At 37.6% G+C, this 18,707-nt stretch carries 17 protein-coding genes and 1 riboswitch; of the genes, 11 read left to right on the forward strand and 6 right to left on the reverse strand.

Annotated features, from left to right (window positions below; genetic code table 11):
- Positions 1 to 2 precede the first annotated feature (2 nt).
- The 5 genes from argH (at position 3) to JG479_RS04010 (ending at position 4,956) form a co-directional block, all read left to right on the forward strand.
- The gene (gene argH / locus JG479_RS03990) at positions 3 to 1,868 is read left to right on the forward strand and encodes an argininosuccinate lyase (protein ID WP_149602222.1); all 1,866 of its coding nucleotides are present in this window, start codon (positions 3 to 5) and stop codon (positions 1,866 to 1,868) included.
- Positions 1,869 to 2,127: 259 nt separating this feature from the next.
- Complete coding sequence (locus JG479_RS03995; RefSeq protein WP_138488647.1) at positions 2,128 to 2,322, forward strand: hypothetical protein; 195 nt, start codon at positions 2,128 to 2,130, stop codon at positions 2,320 to 2,322.
- A 13-nt stretch (positions 2,323 to 2,335) separates the two neighbouring features.
- On the forward strand, positions 2,336 to 2,869 hold the full coding sequence (locus JG479_RS04000; protein ID WP_138488648.1) for a hypothetical protein: 534 nt from the start codon (positions 2,336 to 2,338) through the stop codon (positions 2,867 to 2,869).
- Positions 2,870 to 3,830: 961 nt separating this feature from the next.
- A complete protein-coding gene (locus tag JG479_RS04005; protein WP_200220017.1) occupies positions 3,831 to 4,346 on the forward strand; it encodes a hypothetical protein in 516 nt (171 codons plus the stop codon).
- 103 nt (positions 4,347 to 4,449) lie between these two features.
- Entirely contained in the window at positions 4,450 to 4,956 is a 507-nt protein-coding gene (locus tag JG479_RS04010) for a hypothetical protein (protein WP_002958759.1), read from the forward strand.
- A 35-nt stretch (positions 4,957 to 4,991) separates the two neighbouring features.
- Here the strand turns inward: JG479_RS04010 and coaD are convergent, their stop codons facing one another.
- On the reverse strand, positions 4,992 to 5,483 hold the full coding sequence (gene coaD / locus JG479_RS04015) for a pantetheine-phosphate adenylyltransferase (RefSeq protein WP_200220018.1): 492 nt from the start codon (positions 5,481 to 5,483) through the stop codon (positions 4,992 to 4,994).
- 198 nt (positions 5,484 to 5,681) lie between these two features.
- On the opposite strand from coaD, the gene JG479_RS04020 reads away from it, so the two are divergent.
- On the forward strand, positions 5,682 to 6,335 hold the full coding sequence (locus JG479_RS04020; protein WP_002958757.1) for a TetR/AcrR family transcriptional regulator: 654 nt from the start codon (positions 5,682 to 5,684) through the stop codon (positions 6,333 to 6,335).
- A 97-nt stretch (positions 6,336 to 6,432) separates the two neighbouring features.
- Positions 6,433 to 7,890 (forward strand): tRNA uracil 4-sulfurtransferase ThiI, encoded by a 1,458-nt coding sequence (thiI, locus tag JG479_RS04025; protein ID WP_149602230.1) that lies wholly within the window; start codon positions 6,433 to 6,435, stop codon positions 7,888 to 7,890.
- A gap of 25 nt (positions 7,891 to 7,915) precedes the next feature.
- Here thiI and JG479_RS04030 read toward each other — a convergent pair whose 3' ends face one another.
- Together JG479_RS04030 and JG479_RS04035 are read right to left on the reverse strand one after the other, a co-directional pair.
- The gene (locus tag JG479_RS04030; RefSeq protein ID WP_200220019.1) at positions 7,916 to 8,818 is read right to left on the reverse strand and encodes a ketopantoate reductase family protein; all 903 of its coding nucleotides are present in this window, start codon (positions 8,816 to 8,818) and stop codon (positions 7,916 to 7,918) included.
- The gene (locus tag JG479_RS04035; RefSeq protein WP_002958754.1) at positions 8,811 to 9,164 is read right to left on the reverse strand and encodes a VanZ family protein; all 354 of its coding nucleotides are present in this window, start codon (positions 9,162 to 9,164) and stop codon (positions 8,811 to 8,813) included. The genes JG479_RS04030 and JG479_RS04035 overlap by 8 nt, the downstream gene beginning before the upstream one ends.
- A 152-nt stretch (positions 9,165 to 9,316) precedes the next feature.
- Here JG479_RS04035 and JG479_RS04040 point away from each other — a divergent pair, with 152 nt between their 5' ends.
- The 3 genes from JG479_RS04040 to JG479_RS04050 all read left to right on the forward strand — a co-directional run bounded on the left by JG479_RS04040 (position 9,317) and on the right by JG479_RS04050 (position 12,884).
- Entirely contained in the window at positions 9,317 to 9,799 is a 483-nt protein-coding gene (locus JG479_RS04040; protein ID WP_002958753.1) for a YajQ family cyclic di-GMP-binding protein, read from the forward strand.
- Between the two features lie 188 nt (positions 9,800 to 9,987).
- A complete protein-coding gene (locus JG479_RS04045) occupies positions 9,988 to 10,782 on the forward strand; it encodes an ABC transporter substrate-binding protein (protein WP_200220020.1) in 795 nt (264 codons plus the stop codon).
- 54 nt (positions 10,783 to 10,836) lie between these two features.
- Positions 10,837 to 11,020: riboswitch (cobalamin riboswitch) on the forward strand.
- 37 nt (positions 11,021 to 11,057) lie between these two features.
- Positions 11,058 to 12,884 carry a TonB-dependent receptor domain-containing protein gene (locus JG479_RS04050; RefSeq protein ID WP_200220021.1) on the forward strand — a complete coding sequence of 609 codons (1,827 nt, stop codon included), beginning with the start codon at positions 11,058 to 11,060 and terminating at the stop codon, positions 12,882 to 12,884.
- A gap of 77 nt (positions 12,885 to 12,961) precedes the next feature.
- Here the strand turns inward: JG479_RS04050 and msrA are convergent, their stop codons facing one another.
- The 3 genes from msrA to JG479_RS04065 form a co-directional block, all read right to left on the reverse strand.
- Positions 12,962 to 13,498, reverse strand: coding sequence for a peptide-methionine (S)-S-oxide reductase MsrA (gene msrA, locus JG479_RS04055; protein ID WP_033040061.1), 537 nt, complete (start codon positions 13,496 to 13,498; stop codon positions 12,962 to 12,964).
- A gap of 85 nt (positions 13,499 to 13,583) precedes the next feature.
- Positions 13,584 to 16,682 (reverse strand): efflux RND transporter permease subunit, encoded by a 3,099-nt coding sequence (locus JG479_RS04060; protein WP_200220022.1) that lies wholly within the window; start codon positions 16,680 to 16,682, stop codon positions 13,584 to 13,586.
- A 3-nt stretch (positions 16,683 to 16,685) separates the two neighbouring features.
- Positions 16,686 to 17,738, reverse strand: coding sequence for an efflux RND transporter periplasmic adaptor subunit (locus tag JG479_RS04065; RefSeq protein ID WP_039484841.1), 1,053 nt, complete (start codon positions 17,736 to 17,738; stop codon positions 16,686 to 16,688).
- Positions 17,739 to 17,984: 246 nt separating this feature from the next.
- On the opposite strand from JG479_RS04065, the gene JG479_RS04070 reads away from it, so the two are divergent.
- Positions 17,985 to 18,689, forward strand: a complete 705-nt coding sequence (locus JG479_RS04070) for a DUF2982 domain-containing protein (RefSeq protein WP_002958747.1) — start codon at positions 17,985 to 17,987, stop codon at positions 18,687 to 18,689.
- Positions 18,690 to 18,707: the final 18 nt, after the last annotated feature.

An 18,707-nucleotide genomic window follows, 5' to 3' on the forward strand; every position in this document is an offset into this window, starting at 1 on the left:
TCATGGCATTATGGGGCGGACGTTTTTCTACGGGTCCAGATGAGGCGTTTAAGCAATTTAACGACTCTCTTCCCTTTGACTACCAGTTAGCAGAGCAAGATATTATTGGCTCTGTGGCATGGGCTGGTGCACTTGAACAGGTAAATGTACTTTCAAGTGATGAGCATACAAAATTAGTTGCTGCATTAAATGAGCTACTTGAAGAAGTTAAAGCTGATCCACAATCAGTTGCTACTTCAGGTGCAGAAGACATTCATTCACATGTTGAAGCTGCTCTAATTGAAAAAGTAGGTGATTTAGCTAAAAAATTACATACAGGCCGAAGCCGTAATGACCAAGTTGCCACCGATTTTAGACTATGGTGCCGTGATACAGCCGATCATTTACTAGATGCCATTGCACAGCTAAAAGGCGAGTTTGTAGCGCTTGCAGAGCGAGAGCTTGGCACAATATTACCAGGTTACACGCATTTACAGCGCGCACAACCAGTATTGTTTAGCCACTGGTGTATGGCGTATGTAGAAATGCTAGAGCGCGATGAAAGCCGCCTGCAAGATGCTAAAGCGCGCATGAATTTTTGCCCATTAGGCAGTGGTGCATTAGCAGGTACAGCTTATCCGATTGATCGCCAAGCATTAGCCCACGGATTAGGTTTTACAGCGGCTACAAAAAATAGCCTTGATGGCGTATCTGATCGTGACTTCGTGTTAGATCTTTTAAGTTGTGCGTCTATTTCGATGATTCACTTATCTCGTATGTCTGAAGATCTGATTTTTTATAATTCGGGTGAAGCCGGATTTATAGAGCTTGCTGATAACGTCACGTCAGGCTCATCGCTCATGCCTCAGAAAAAAAATCCTGATGCACTCGAGCTTATTCGCGGTAAAACCGGACGTGTATTTGGTGCATTTAGCGCTATGATGATGACATTAAAGGCACTGCCACTTGCATACAATAAAGATATGCAAGAAGACAAAGAAGGCCTGTTTGACGCTATGCCAACATGGCTTGCATGTATTCATATGGCGCAAGCATGTATTAAAGGCGTAAAAGTAAATGGCGATAAAACGTTAGCAGCGGCAAAAGGCGGCCACGCTAATGCCACCGAGCTTGCTGATTACTTAGTTGCTAAAGGTGTGCCATTCAGAGAAGGGCATCACATTGTGGGTGTACTTGTACAGCTTGCGATTAGCGAAGGTAAAACGCTTGAGGAGCTATCACTTGAGCAGTACAAATCAGTAAACACTGTATTTGAAGACGATGTTTACCCAGTACTTGAAATTGATGCGTGTATAAAAGCGCGTCAAGCGCTTGGTGGGACGTCTATTGAGCAAGTAACTAATGCTGTTAAAGAAGCCAAAAAAAAACAGCAAATAACGGTACGTGATGCAAATTTAGATGATGTAGAGGCAATAGCCACACTTATACAGCACTGGGCAACGGTAGGCGAAAACCTACCTCGTGCAAAAAGCGATATGGTGCACTCTATTAACGAGTTTGCAGTTACTGAAATAAATGGAAAAGTGTCAGGTTGTGCATCGTTATACATTTACGATACCGGCCTTGCTGAAATACGCTCATTGGGTATAGACCCAAAAAGTAAAGTGACGGGGCAGGGTAGACAGCTTGTAGAGCACCTACTTGCTAAAGCCAAAAAATTGGCACTTAACCGAGTTATTGTATTGACCCGTGTACCCGATTTTTTTGAACAGCAACGTTTTACTTTTTGTAGCAAAGACTCTTTGCCTGAAAAAGTAATGAAAGATTGTGAACTTTGCCTTCGTAAAGAAAATTGTGACGAAGTAGCAATGGAATATATTTTGAAGCTAAGTACACGTGCGGAGATCCCGTGTAAATACGTAGCTTAAACTCCCTGGATACAAAAAACGTACGGTTATCCCTGTGCGTTTTTTTATATTTGCAGTAAACTGGTCGGAGTTGTTTAGTTTGATTATATTTTTTGAGTGAATTTTAATGCGTCAAAAAAAGTTGGCACATTGGTTGCTTTGTATAAGATAGATAGCAAAATAGCTATCACTGCTTAAAACAGGTAATGCATTTATCTACATAATAATGTGGTTAAAAGTTTCACCAAATATAATTAAAACTTTTATAAGGATCAATAACATGCAAGTTTCAGCTAATAGCCAATTACAAATGCAAGCATACAACAAAACACAACAATTAAAGCCTGCAATGGAACAAACTGCTAGCCCTAAAACCCTACAATCTGATACAGTGAGTTTCTCTCAAGAGGCGATGACTGCTGCGAGTACTGATTTACAGCGTGGTGGAATTATAGTTCCTATAAAACCTAAATAATAAAAGGTTATGAATGTTTTTAACTGAGTTCTTTGGCTTTTTCTCTCTATCGGCCTTTACTATGTGGGGGTTTTTGATGGCCTTCTTTTTTAACGTATTTATTTACTCGATAGGCCTAAAAAGAGAAACAACACTATTACTCAGTTCTTTTATTATGATGGTTTCTTATACTGTATCAGACTATTTTTTTAATTGGTTGTCACTTAAAAGCACTGTTTATCTTGACTGGGCTCTTTATGATTATGCCACGGTTACTGCTTTGTTTCTAGCATACAAACTATTAAAGAAAACATCACCGTCTATGATGTATATAACTTCAGGACTAATAATAAATTCAATTTTTAGTTTGCTGATGTACGGTGATATATTTATAAATGAAACTAATGAACCCTGGTTCTTCTGGGATGTTTATACATTCACAGTTAATATCGTTGACTTTATTATGATTGTTGCATTAATAGTAGATCGAGATTTCCTAGGTCTTCATAAGTTAAAAAACAAAACCCTTAGCTACTTCAAATCAAACGATACCCACAAAGTAATCTAGTTTTAATGTACGTTACTGAACCCCTAATGGTTTATGTACAAGCCTTCACTCAGTGGGGCTTTTTAATGGCCTTCCTGTATTGTTTGACCTCTACGATAAATAAAGAAAATAAGTCTCCTGTTTATTTATCTGCGCTTATGCTCTGCTCATATATTTCTAGTGGTTATATAAACTTATTAGAAGGTTTATATTTAAACTCGATGCTCTACGATTTTGTTACTATTTTAGCTTTATTAATTTTAGAGTACTTTAAAGTACTTCACCGCTCTATGGCTTTTCACTTCATCATCTTTGCGTTAATAATAAATGCTGTGCTTACCTTAATATTACATTACGATCTATACGTCTTGTATAACTATGAGCCTTGGTGGTATTGGAGTGTTTATTCTATTGGTGTAAATATGTTCGATGTTTTAATGATTTTGTCACTAGTATTCAACAAAAGTCTCAAAAATAATGGATAATATTCTAGTTAATCCAGCAATTTCTTTTTACATAGGTGCATTTGTACAGTGGGGCTTTTTAATGGCTTTTTTGTACTCATTAGTTATAAGTATTAACAAACCTCGAAAAGAAGCTGTATGGTTATCATTTGTTATGTCAATTTCTTACTCCTCAAGCCTGTTTATAGATATACAACACATATCGTATCTTCAGCTCTTTTTGTTTGATATAACAACTATTTTCGCCATTATTATTTTAAGGTTGTTCATTATTGAAAATCTTATATCGATCTACTTGTTGTTAGGGTTGATTATAAACTCATCATTATTTCTTGGTATGTATATAGATGTGTCAGTTTTTAATAATTACGAACCTTGGTGGTTTTGGTTTTTTTATTCAATTGTTATTAATTTAGCCGACTTTATGATGCTAGCTATATTTTTTATAAACAAAGATTTTTTAGCTTTAGCTGCAATTAAAATATGGTTCCACAATAGTATTATGAAAAGGAATAATAGTGGTAGCTGACATACTTTGGGCACTGGTAGATTTAGGATATAACGTAGCAATACTATTTACATGGTTCTTCCTAATCGCATTTTTATATAACCTATCAGCGAGTATTAATAAAAATGATAAAAGTAGAGCGCATCTTTCATTTATAATGATGGTTTCATATATATCTAGTCTTTTTATGGATCCACTGATTGAAAATCCTCACCTAAATTACTTCTATTATGATCTTGCTACTATTAGCGCCCTGATACTTTGGCGATTTATATATAAAAAATTAGTACCAATTGCTTTTGACTATTTAATTGTAGGGCTTTTTATTAATGCATGTTTATTTTTAGGTATGCATTACGATATTGAAATTGCAGGTACTCTTTACTATTGGTGGTTTTGGACAGTTTATATTTTTGGAATGTATTTTGTCGACTTTACAATGGCATTGGTATTAATCATCAATAAGGATGTTTTAGGCTTGAACAAGCTTTTAAGGTGTGTTGGAAGGTTAAGTTTAGATCGCTGAGGCAGTAAAGCTCAACTTAAAAGAAGAGTGATTTTGTGCATTTTTTTATGATGCCGTTATATGTTAAGCGGTACAATAACGTTTTATATAGTGTTGGGGTGAGATGATTGAGCTACTTTTAAATACAAATATCTCTTTTTATATAGGTGCTTTTGTACAGTGGGGCTTTTTGATGGCTTTTCTATATTCTTTAGTAAGCTCTATAAATAACGCAGATAAAAGCATTGTTTGGCTATCTTTCATCATGGCACTTTCTTACTCTTCTAGTATTTTTATTGATATGGATTCGATAACTTACTTCGATTTTTTCTTATTCGATAGTATTACTCTATTTGTTATTATTTTATCTGGTTTTTTTATAAAAATTAGCGGTGTATACATTTATTTATTATTTGGTTTAGGTATAAACACTTTATTATTTTTTGCAATGTATATAGATAATGATGTTATGCACCATTATGAATTTTGGTGGTTCTGGTGGGTGTACATAGTAGGTATAAATTTTACAGATTTGACCATGGTTTTAGTTTTCTTTATAGGTAAAGATGTTTTAAAACTTGCTTGGTTAGAAGGAAAGCTAAATAAAGTGTTTAATAAAAGGGCCTATTAGTAATGGATTTCAGTGCTAACAGGCCTTATTTATTATTAACTGGCACCACAGCCCAGTTTAGTTTTTAGAGCTTCGACAATTACAGGATCTACAAACTCGCTTACATCACCATTGTGACGTGCTACTTCTTTAACGAGCGTTGATGAAATAAATGAATTTCGCTCTGCGGGTGTTAAAAATACACTTTCTAAATCAGGATTCAGGCGGCGGTTCATGTTAGCTAATTGAAATTCATAGTCAAAATCAGATACAGCCCTAATACCACGAATAAGCACATTAGCATTGTGATCGCGCGCAAGGTCAGCCAATAAGCCAGAAAAACCAATGACCTTAACATTATCTAAGTGACTTAAAATAGAGTTTGCAAGTTCAACACGTTCTTCAAGGTTAAAACAGGGTTTTTTACTTGGGTTGTTCGCAACCGCAACTAATACGGTATCAAACATTTTAGCTGCACGTTGAATAAGATCTGTATGACCATTGGTTAGTGGATCAAAGGTGCCCGGGTAAATTGCAATAACTTTCATAATGTTCACTATTTATGATTTTAGCGCTAGTTTAACAGTGTTTATGCCACAAAGCAGCCTAGCTAATAAAGCATATAAACACTTACTTTCTTTGAACAGGTCAGTCCAAGGTTTGAGTGTTTTAATGATTCATATTTGTTTATACTGTTTACCTCTTTTGAGTGTAATGTAGCCTATAGATAATTTGAGTATTAGCATATGAATACCAAGGATAAAATAATACACACCAGTATTTTGTTGTTTAACGAAAATGGTGAGCGTGCAATAACGACAAATCATATTGCATCAAACTTAGGGATGAGCCCGGGTAATCTTTATTATCATTTTAAAAATAAAGAAGACATTATCCGTCATATTTTTGCGTTGTATCGCGATCATTTAAATACTCACTTTAAACCTATTAATAAAGATGATGATGCATTTAATCATTTAACGGCTTATTTAGATTCGTTATTTGAATTGATGTGGCGTTACCATTTTTTTTACGACAATCTTGGCGATATACTCGCCAGAGACACTGAGCTAAAACAAGCTTACATTGATTTTCAGTTAGAATTATTAGAGCAAGTTCGTAAAATTATTCTAGGTCTTCGCGATAGTGAAATGATTGCTATTGATGAGCAAGATGTCATTGATTTAGCCCATACACTAAAGTTAACTGTTAGCTTTTGGACGCCTTATATTAAGGCTCGTAGGCCAAGCGGTACCCTTGCTGAGCAAGATATATATCACGGTATTTTAAAAGTACTTACATTATTTAGAGCGTACAGTACCGATAAAAGTATTGATAAAATGAACCTATTACGCGAAAAATACACTGAATTAGCACAACAAGCCCCAACTGTTGTTTAGCCGTTGTCCTTTGGCTGTTTCCTAGACGCTGAATTTTTTGCTATAATCGCGCGCCAAATGCCTGGGAGCGCGAATTCCCGCAGTCTAAGAGTGAACTATGCTTAAATTTATCGTCAAACTACATCCTGAAATAGCCATCAAAAGCCGTTCGGTCCGTAAACGCTTTACTAAAGTGTTAGAAAATAACATTAAAATTGTATTGCGACGTCTTGACGAAAAAGTACAAGTAAGAAATAACTGGGATAATATTTCAGTTGTTACAAAGCTTGAAGATGCACAAGTTCGCCTTGATTTTATCGACAGCCTTAAACGCATACCTGGTATCGTTCAGTTTATTGAAGTAACTGAAACGCAATTTGAAACTCTCGATGATATCTATCAAAAAACAATAGCGTTAGTGGGTCACACAATTGTGGGTAAAACTTTTTGTGTGCGTGCTAAGCGTATAGGCCAACACGACTTTACCTCGACTGATTTAGAGCGTTATGTTGGTGGTGGGCTAAATCAACATATTGAAGGCGCAAGCGTTAAGCTTAGCCGTCCAGAAGTGACAATACGCTTAGAAGTAAAAGACGATAAAGCTTACATTGTTTCGCAAACGCATTTTGGTATGGCGGGCTTTCCACTACCAACGCAAGAAGACGTGCTTTCGCTTATGTCGGGTGGTTTTGACTCTGGCGTAGCAAGTTACCAAATGATTCGTAAAGGCGCACGTACGCACTTTTTATTCTTTAATCTAGGTGGCGCAGCGCACGAGATTGGTGTTAAGCAAGCGAGCTATTTTTTATGGAAAAAATACAGCTCAACACATAAAGTGAAATTTATAACGGTTGATTTTGAACCTGTTGTTGCTGAAATTTTAGAAAACGTTGAAAACAGCCAAATGGGTGTTGTGCTTAAACGTATGATGATGCGAGCAGGAAGTGTAGTGGCTGAAAAGTTAAACATTCAGGCGCTTGTCACTGGTGAAAGTATTGGCCAAGTATCTAGTCAAACATTAGCGAACTTAAGCGTGATTGACCGCGTTACCGAAACGCTTATTTTACGCCCGCTAATTCAAAATGATAAACAAGAAATTATTAATCTTGCTCGCCAAATTGGTACAGCTGAAATGGCTGAAACGATGCCTGAATATTGTGGTGTTATTTCTAAAAAGCCGACAGTTAAAGCCAAAATTGAAGTAATAGAAGCCGAAGAAGAAAAGTTCGATTTTGATGTGCTAGATACCGTAGTAAATAACGCGCGCATAATGGATGTACGCGATATTGACGTAGAAGCCAAGCAAGAGCTAAAAGAGGCTGAGTCGGTTGCTGATTTACCTGCAGGCTCTGTAGTAATTGATATTCGCTCACCAGAAGAAGAAGAAGCTGCACCGCTTGCAATCGATGGTGTTGAAGTGGTGCATTTGCCGTTCTTCCGTTTAGCTACTAAGTTTGGTGATTTACCAAAAGACACTGACTACTATTTATATTGTGACAGAGGCGTAATGAGCCAACTACAGGCACTTATGCTACACGAACAGGGCTTCGAAACTGTAAAAGTTTATCGCCCGTAAAGTTAAAAGCTTATATAAGCGTGGTTTATACCACGCTTTTTTTTGCCTGAATTTTGACTAACAACTCATCGTTGTAAGGCGTTGGAATACCGTGAAATTTACCTTGTTGGCTAATATAGCCACATATAGCTGATATTTCAGTTTCTCTATTGTGAGTTATATCTTGCTGCATTGATGAGTAATTATTTGCGGTTAACTCCATTATTTTATAAGCGGTATTGAGAGCTTTAATTAATGGGATATTAAGCCCTTGAGCCTTTGCAATATTGCATGCTTCAGTGAGTGCATTAAAAATTATTGTATTGTACTTAGGTGCACGTAATTCGCCATTTTTTACATTACTTAAAGCGCTTAATGGATTAATGGCAATGTTGACGAGTAGCTTTTCAAAACGAAGCTGCTGAATGTTATTAGTAAACTTTAGGTTGGGTATTACTTTAAAAATATCAGCTATTGGCGCACTATTTTGAAGTGCAAGCTCATTACAGCCACCAATAACGCTTTGTCCTTCACCTGTGTGTTGCACAATATATTGGTTTGATTTAAAGCCCGCTATGCTTGTCGTTAAAAAGTAGAGTGCTTGATGAGTGCTTAGCTGGCTATTTACCTCATCAACATTACCCATTCCGTTATGCGAAAGTACAACAGAGCAATGTGTTGGTAAAAATGGCTTTATTTGAGAAAACGCATCAAGCACTTGAAAAGCTTTAACGGTAAATAAAATTACATCAAATTCAGTTGCTTTATCTAGCTGATTTAATGAAATAAATTTTGCGTCAACTTTTTTTGATGCACCCTTACCTCTGCTGTAAAAGCGGGTGTTTGTTGGGTTTTTACGAGTCAAAACACTGACATTATGCGATGCGCTCAAAAAGTGGCTCAGCAATAAGCCAATAGCGCCATCGCCAACGATTAAAATATTAGCCATGTGGGTTCTTTTTTCGAGGTGTAAAAATTACTCTAAGTAAAAAGTAGCTTGCAGCACCTGCAAAATCAGCAAAAAAATCACCAAGTGATGCTTGCCTATAAGGAAGTGCGTCTTGCATTATTTCTATCGAGGCGCCATAGCCTGCTAATAAGAGTATTTGAGCATATAAAGGAAGCTTAAAAGCCTTATCCATTATTATGGCTAATATAAAAAAAATCCCAAAATGGGCGACTTTATCAACATGAGGGAATAAATTTACAACGCCACCTTTTATTTCTTTAGCAAATAAAAAGGTGAAAGCCACTATGCTGATTAAAAAAACTGCTTGATAAACACGCCTTGTCACGACAAATCCTAAAATCGCTTAAAAAAGAGGCGCAAGTATATCAAACTAATTTAGTATCGCACCTGAACAAGATGCAGAAAAATGTAAAGATTTATAATTTTAGCGTTATAATTGCCACATAAAATTAAGATTAAATAGTTAGGAGTATACTAATGCCTTCATTTGATATTGTATCTGAAGTAGAAATGAACGAAGCTAAAAATGCGGTTGATAACGCAAACCGTGAACTAGAGACTCGCTTTGATTTTAGAGGCGTTGATGCATCTATTGAGCTAAACGATAAAACAATTAAGCTTAAGGCAGAAGCTGACTCTCAAGTTATGCAGTTGTTCGATATTTTAGCGGGAAAAATTTCAAAGCGCGGTATGGATGTAGCTAGTTTAGAACTTCAAGATATTAGCCGTGCAGGAAAAAATGTATTTCGTAACGTTGGGTTAAAGCAAGGTATCGAAAAAGACATGGCCAAAAAAGTGGTTAAAGCCATTAAAGATTCAAAAGTTAAAGTACAAGCTGCTATTCAAGGCGAAGAAGTACGTGTGACAGGTAAAAAGCGTGACGATCTTCAAGAAGCAATGCAGGTAGTGCGCAGTGCCGATTTAGGTCAGCCTTTTCAGTTTAAAAACTTTCGCGACTAATTTATAAACTGTTTTTAATAAAAGAGCTTTAATTTGTCTATATTTGCAGACAGATTAAAGCTACTTAATTTTTTACAACTTTCCCACCTTATCCTCTCGTAGTTCTGCATGTATTAATCCATTTTTTGATATTTAAGCTATTATATTTAATTGAATATAATAAAAATTTCACCCTAGAAGGTATTAAAATGAGACCCCATCAATTATTTCTGTTATTTGTTTTGCTTATATTTACCAAGCCAAGCTTATCAAAGCCAGTTGATATTGATGTATTGGTCGAAGATGGCTACTTTCCGATTATTATTAACGCGCAAAAAAAGCAAGGCTTTGCTCCTGAGTTTATTAATATTTTAAACGACGCACAGGAGGAATTTAACTTTATACTTATTTCTTTACCTGTAAAAAGGCTTACTTTGTCTGTTGAAAAAAATAACTTCGACGTTTTATTTTTAATGGCAATGCAATGGTTGCCACAAGCATCGCAGGAGAATATTGAAAAAACTGAATTTTATACCATCACCAAAAACGAGATTTATACACTCAAAGAGAATGCATCAGAACAAACTTATTTTGAAAATCTGGACAAATTAACCAAAGTTGGGGTTTTAGGGTACTCGTATCAATTTGCAGGATTTAATACAAATGCCGAATACTTGAGAGAAGAGCACCAGGTAAGCCTTACAATCGATGAATTCAATGTAGTTAAAATGCTGCTATTAAGGCGCGCTGAAGTCGGGGTTTTAAACAGTATTGCTTATCAGTATTTTAAAAAGCAGAATATCTTAAATATGGATTTACTATTTAAGAGTGACGTACCAGATGCAGTGTATGAAACACATTTTTTGATTAACTCACAATCAAATAAAATATCTAGTCGCAAAATGGATGAAATATTAAATTTACCTACTACACAAATGCAACTTCAGAAGCTACTTGATAAGTACGGTATTCCGTCAAGCTATAATAATACAGCACTGAACTGAAATAGCTTTTAGCTATATAGACGTCCATTGACATTTGTAAACAAAATGCTCACAATGACGGCATATTTTCAAGGTGCTTGCTAGCCACTTCATGTAATGATTTTTTTAGCAGGATAATCGGGAAGTTGGTGCGTTTTCATGATGACTACAAGCCCAACACTGCCCCCGCAACGGTAGAGTATTGCATGTTTTTATGTGCTTACTGAGTCCGGAGACCGGCCTTGATGCAATCTTACTTACTTAAATCTTTGCGGTGGGCAAAGGTAGGGGACCTCATGTTAAACAAAACAACTCTAGGCGTTGCAATTTCTGCTGCGCTTTCATTTTCTGTGTCTGCTGCAGAGCAATCAATTGAAAAAATAACCGTTACAGCTAATAAGTTCGAGCAATCAATTAACGACGTTTTAGCGAGTGTAAATGTTATTGAACGTGCTGAAATAGAAGCTAGTAACGTACGCGATTTACCTACACTTTTAAGCACGCGAGTGGGCTTTCAGGTTAATCCAAACGGTGGTTTTGGTCAAAATACAGGTGTGTCACTTCGTGGTACGGGCTCTGGCGATACGTTGATTTTAATTGACGGTGTACGTACAGGCTCAGCAACACTAGGTCAAAAAGCACTAAATAATGTTCCTCTAAATAGTATTGAACGCATAGAAATTATTAAAGGCTCTCGCGCGGCTGTTTATGGCTCTGATGCACTCGCTGGTGTTATTAATATTATTACGCGTGAGTCAGATAACTTATCCCTAAGCGCTACATTTGGTTCTGACTCTTATCAAAATTATCAAGTTGCAGGCTCTGTAAAATCAGATGATATAACAACAGCATTTAACGCAGGCTTTGAAAAAACAGATAACTTTGATGTACTGCAAGGCGTAGCACCAGATGAAGATGGCTATGAAAATAAAAACCTTGGTTTTAAAGTTAACTACACCGATACACATTACGGCGACTTTAAGTTATTAGGCCAATACAGTGAAGGCTATGCAGATTACGACAGTAGCTTTAGCCCAGCAGACAGTACGATTGAACGAGATGATTTTAAAAACTATCAACTTTCTGCAGGTTGGAGTAAAAACTACACTAACCAAACGCATAGTATTGATTTAGCGCTTTCAACAGATGATTCAGATAACACTTATGTTGATTTTTTAGTTGGGCCAACAACAAGTACCTTTATAACTAAACGTACACAAATTGATTATAACGGCCAGTACTTGTTATCTAATGAACTTAACATTAGTGGTGGTATTAATTGGTACAACGATGATGTATCTCATAGTTCGCAACTATTTGTTGAAGACAGCCGAGATGTACTTGCCGTGTTTGTAGGTGCTTACTACGATGCAGATAAAGTATTGGCTAATTTAACTGTTCGCCAAGATGACGACGAGCAATTTGGCGATGAAACAACGTATACCGCCGCTGCGGGTTATCATTTATCTGAAGATGCAACATTTCGTATAAGCCAAAGTACTGGCTTTAAAGCTCCTACATTTAACGATTTATATTATCCACTTTATGGTAACCCTGATTTACAACCTGAAAAATCAGTAAACCGTGAGTTAGGTTTGAGTGTAGATTTTGATATCGCGCAAGTTGATATTGCAGTATTTAGAAACGATATAGAAGATAAGATTGATTACGATGCAAACTTTGCATTGGCTAATATCGATGAAGCACGCTACGAAGGGGTTGAATTTAGCTTATCTCAGCAGTTTTTTGGTTTTGATAGCAACCTTAACTTTGCTTACTTAAGCGCTGAAGACGAAGAAACGGGCGCAGAGTTACGTAATGTTGCTAAACGTACTTTTAACTGGGAACTTGCAAAACAGTTTGGTGCTTTTGATGCAAGCTTAGACATGCAATACCGTAGCGACCGACAAGGTGCTGTGACTCGCTTAGGCTCTTATACACTTTGGAACTTAGCGGGTAATTATCAAGTAAATGAACATATTGAAGTTTCGCTTCGTGTAGAAAACTTATTTGATAAAGAGTATAACGCTGTTGATTCAAACGCTGATTTTACAACGGGTGAAGTGTATTACTACAACACGCCAGAGCGTCGCTTTTTTGCAGGCGCAAGCTACCAGTTTTAACGGTATTTATTAATATTAAAAAGCCCGACATATGTCGGGCTTTTTAATGTGTAGCTAAGTTTAACTACTCAAATTAGCTAGTCAGCTAAGAACTCTTTAAATACGGTTTCAAACTTGTGTAACTTAGGTGCTATTAAAATACTACAGTAACCCTGCTGTGGGTTTTCGTTATAGTAATCTTGGTGATAATGCTCTGCTGGGTAATACGTAGTGGCAGGGCTGACTTCTGTCACGATTGGCTCAGCAACATGGCTTTGCAGTTGAGCTATCATTTCGTTGGTTTGCTTAAGTTGAGCTTCATCGCGATAGTAAACCACACTTCTATATTGTGTGCCTATATCGTTACCTTGGCGATTCAATTGTGTTGCATCATGCAGTGTGAAAAACATTGCTAAGAGTGTTTCAAAGCTAACTACAGTCGCGTCAAATTCAATTTTAACAACCTCAGCGTGACCGGTTGTGCCTGAGCATACAGAATCATATGTTGGGTTATTTGTTTCACCGCCGGTGTAGCCAGAGCTTACGGTTAGTACGCCATTTACACGTCTAAATGCAGCATCTATACACCAAAAACAGCCGCCACCAAATGTTGCTACTTGCGTTGTTGAGCTCATAAGTATTCCTAAAATGTATATGGGGTTTAAGGGCGAGCATAAATTGTATGCGCCGCAACAACAAGGTTACGGCGCAATTAAGAGGCTAGATCTCTTCGAAAGGTTTTTCAGCAGCTTGTTTGTCTAATTTTTGCTGTAAAAACTCAGGTGATTGAGTGTTACGTGCAAGTGCATAATATGCAGCAGGTACAACAAAAAGAGTTAGTAGGGTCGATACAATAACCCCAGTAAACACGACTACACCTATCACCATACGGCTTTCAGCGCCCGGACCTGAAGCAAGTACTAAAGGTACCGAACTCATAACCGTAGTCAGCGAGGTCATAATAATAGGGCGCAAACGCTGAGTTGCTGCTTGCAAAATAGCTTCACTAAATTCAACGCCTTTATCGCGCAGTTGGTTAGTAAATTCTACAATCAAAATACCGTTTTTAGCACTTAGCCCTATGAGCATGACAATACCTATTTGGCTGTAAATATTTAAAGTAAGTCCTGTAGCCCAAAGTCCGAACATAGCGCCCATTAAACCAAGTGGTACGGTAAGCATAATGACGAACGGATGCATAAAGCTTTCAAACTGCGCTGCCAGTACTAAAAAGGTAACGGTGAGTGCAAGTATAAATACGTAGGTCATCGCTGATGCGCCTTCGTAATAAAGCTGCGACTCGCCTTTGTAATCTACGGCGCCATCTATATCGTTTTCTTGCGCGGCTACTTCGTTTAAAAAGTTAAGCGCTTGCTCAAGCGTATAACCGTCGGCTAAGTTGGCGCTTAATGTAATTGCGCGCATACGGTTATATCGGTTTAAGCGCGATGCGGTTGCTTCTTCTTTTAAGCTGATAAGGCTATCAAGTGGGACTAGTTCACCGCTTCGTGATTTAAGGTATATATTTGAAATGTCAGTAGGGTTAGTAAAGTCTTCTTTAGTCCCTTTTAAAATTACATCGTATTCTTCACCACGGTCAATAAAGGTTGTAACACGGCGCTGGCCAAGCATTGTTTCAAGTGTACGGCCTACATCAGATACAGAAACGCCTAAATCAGCGGCCTTGTTTTTATCTATGCTGACTAAAAACTGCGGGAAGGTTTCTTTATAATCATGATCGATTCTTACTAAACCTGGGTTTTGTTCAGCACGCTTAATTATACGGTCACGCCAATCGGCAAGTTGAGCGTAATCATTGCCTTGCAATACAAACTCAATAGGGCGAGATGAACCACCACCGCCAATACCACGGCGCATAATGGCAAATGCACGAACATCGGTAACTTCTTGCATTTTAACGCTTATTTCGTCCATTACTTCCCATGTTGAGCGTTTGCGCTTATCCCAATCGGCCATGCCAACAATTGCAACACCGCCGCTGCCACCCCAGCCAGGTACTCGAACAAGTACGCGACTTAGCTCACCTGCTTGCGAGTAAGGCATTAAGCGTTCTTCAATTTTAGCCATATTAGCGGCATTATTTTCATAACTTGCGCCCTCAGGGCCGCTCATCATAATAAAGAACGTGCCACGGTCTTCTTTTGGCGTTAGCTCAGAGGGAACTTGTAAAAACAATGAGTAACTAACAAAGCCCGCTAATAATAAGCTCACCATTAAGCCCCATTTACGGGTTATGTTAGTGGAGAGCGAATTACGGTAACTTACTTCAATTTTAGTAAACTGGCGGTCCATCCATTGGCTAAATTTATTTGGTTTGTCTGATACTTTAAGTACTTTAGAACACAAAGCTGGTGCAAGTGTAAGCGCTGTAACACTTGAGAAAAATACGGCAGCACTTACCGCCATTGCAAACTCAGTAAATAATGCCCCTATACGGCCATCCATAAACACCAATGGCACAAACACCGATATTAGTACAAGCGTGGTTGCGACAATGGCAAAACCAACTTCACGCGCACCTCTATATGCAGCTAGTAATGGCGGCTCACCTAGTTCAATACGACGGTGAATGTTTTCAAGCATTACAATGGCATCATCTACTACTAAACCAATAGCCAGTACTAAGGCAAGTAAAGTTAGTAAGTTGATTGAGTAACCCATTGCTAATAAAAACATAAAGCTACCAACAAGTGCGACCGGTACGGTAACCGCAGGAATAAGCGTTGCTCGTATATTGCCTAAAAACAAAAATATAACGAGTACGACTAAACCCATAGAGATGGCAAGTGTGCTGTAAACTTCATTAATTGATTCTTTAATAAATACAGATGAATCGTAGCTGTCTTGAATTGTGGTGCCTTCAGGTAGGTTACGTTTGATTTTTTCAAGTTCGCTGCGTGCGTTATCTACTACGGTAAGCGTGTTTGCTTTAGCTTGTTTTACAATTCCTAGGCCAATCATGTTGCGCCCGTTACCACGAAATAAGCTTTCGTCATCGGCAGCTTCTAATTTTACGTCGGCAACTTCACCTAAACGCACTAAATAACCTTCTTCACCACGTTTAATAACAAGGTTTTTAAAATCGCGCTGATCTTTATAACTACGTGCGGTACGCACGGTAAAGTCGCGATCTATTGATTCTATTTCGCCAGCAGGTAATTCAACGTTTTCTGTACGCAGTGTATTTTCAATATCGCTTGAGGTAATACCGCGTGCAGCCATTGCTTGGCGGTTTAGCCAAATTTTCATAGCGTATTGGCGCTCACCACCAATACGCACGTTAGATACACCATCTACTACGGCTAAGCGGTCAACAATAAAGCGCTGCGCGTAATCAGAGAGCTGTAACGAGTCCATTGTTTCACTGTTTAATACAAACCAGGCGATTGGGCTTTCATCACTATTTGATTTAGACACTTCTGGTGGGCGTACCTGATCGGGTAAACTATCAAGTGCACGTGCTACACGTTCACGTACATCGTTAGATGCAGCATCTATGTCGCGGTTAATATCAAACTCAATGGTAATGTTTGAGCGCCCATTACGGCTCGAAGAGTTAATACTTTTAATACCTTCAATACCGGAAATTCGATTTTCTATTATTTGCGTTATTTTGGTTTCTATAATTTCGGCAGAAGCACCTGTGTATTCAGTGCTGATATTTACTATTGGCGTTTCAATATCAGGGTACTCACGAAGTGGCAGCATAGTAAATGCAACCAGACCAAAAGTAAGAAGTAGTAAATTAATTACTATGGCAAAAACGGGGCGTTTAACGCTAGTATCAGTAATTTTCACGTATTACCCCTTTACGCTTACTTTACTACCAGAGCGAATTTTTATTAGCCCTTCAGTAACAATTTGCTCGCCATCATTTAAACCTTCATCGATAGCAACCCAGCCATTATTTCTGCCAGCAACATGCACTTCAACCTTATTGGCTACTCCGTCTTGAATTTGAAAAACAAAGTGTTTGTCTTGTAAAGGTATAACTGCTTTTTCTGGCACCATTAAAGCTTGGTTACTGCTTAGCTCAAGTGCTGTATTTAGTAACATACCAGGGCGAAGTAATCCTGATTTATTAGCAAAACTTGCAGTTACTTCAACACTGCGTGTTACCGAATCAATACGCGAGCTAATATGCGTTACCTTGCCGTTAAATGTCTGCCCTGGGTAGGCATCGTTTTGGGTAAGTACTTTCATACCCATGTTTAATTGTGCTAAATATTTTTCAGGTACTTTGAAGTCAACTTTAATAATACTAATATCATCAAGTGTGGTGATTATTGTTGTGTTGCTTACGTAGGCACCAACTGATATTTCACGCTTACCTAATAGGCCCGAAAATGGCGCGGTAATAGTCATTTCATTTAACTTTGTTTTAGCGCTTTCTAGTTGAGCTTCAGTGGCATCAACACGAGATAATTGTTCTTCAAGTAATGACTTTGCCGTTGATTGCGAGCGTGAAAGTTCGGTAAGGCGATCTAACTGACGTTTTTCCTCACGTAAGTTAATACCGAGTTCTTTAACTGCAAGTTGCTCTTGTTGGCTTTGTAACTGTACTAATTTTTGTCCTTTACTGACTAAGTCGCCATCTTTAAAATATATATCTGTGACATAATCGTTTTGCGCACTTTTTATATAAATAGCTTGGTTTGCACGTGCACTACCGATGGCCTCTATCATCACTGCGTTTTCCTCAGAGGTAACAGTATGAGCCGTTACCTGGGTAGACATTTGAGATGAATCAGCTTGTTCGCCGTGGCTAGCGGGTAAATATAAATAAACGCTAAATATTAAAAGTAACGTAATAATAAATGGAAAAAGTGCTTTACCTGATTGTCTTGAGTACATTGATTTCATACCTGAAAATGAATTGTAAGTATTGTACGAAATAAGACCGTGAAAAGACGGTTATGTATCTCATAAATTTGTGCGTTAAGCGTAAAAGTAAATAAGATTTATTCATTGTTCCTATTTTGTTGAGGAAAAAGCGGTAATGTATGAAATTTAAAACTAGCTGTAACTTATGTATAACAACAAGAAAGGTCATAATTTGGGGCATTATTATGTTTGTTTTTTATATGGTGTTTTACCGATATGGATAAATCTGACAATGTCATTAAGTTTCGGGCACAAGGCGCGCGAAACGCAATTGAGGTGATTGTTGTAGGTGCTATAGGCTTAGTCTTTATTATGTTATTTAATTTACTGAGGCCGGGTGAGATTAGCATACTTGAAATATTTTTAGTGAGCTTGTGCCTTGTGGCTATTTTTATTGGATTTTTAAAATCTCAAGAACCATACCATAGCCTTATATTAAGCGAATCTGAGCTCGTTTATTGCCACAAGTACGGAGCTTGGTGTATGCCTCATAGTAACTTTCATCACAGTGGAATACCCAAAGTAGAAGATGGCTTTGACTATTTAGAATTAAATGCGGTTGGCGTTAAGGTAAATGATATAGACGACTTTTTATCAAGCATAGCGCCTAGAATAGCAGGGAAATTATTAATAGAGCAGCGTAATTTATTTATGCAAGTTGTTCAAAAACATTGCAAAAATGGCAATTGCCCATCAGAATGGTTAATAGAAGATACACATTACACATCCCATAAAGGGATAAGCTATACTGGGCTTATAGCCATGTTTGCTAATAGAACTAAGCACCTTCAGCAGCTAACAGGTTACGATTTATTATTGCCTGCCAGCGTGTTAGATAGAGATATTTGGGCATTTAGTGCTAACTTAAATAAGTGGAAGCGCGAGCCTAGTCAGTTTATAGCGTCGCAGCTTAGTAATTAAGCTACGACTGTAGGAAAG

Origin of the sequence: Pseudoalteromonas sp. LC2018020214 (assembly GCF_016598755.1) — a bacterium.
GTDB classification, from domain to species: Bacteria; Pseudomonadota; Gammaproteobacteria; order Enterobacterales; family Alteromonadaceae; genus Pseudoalteromonas; species Pseudoalteromonas distincta.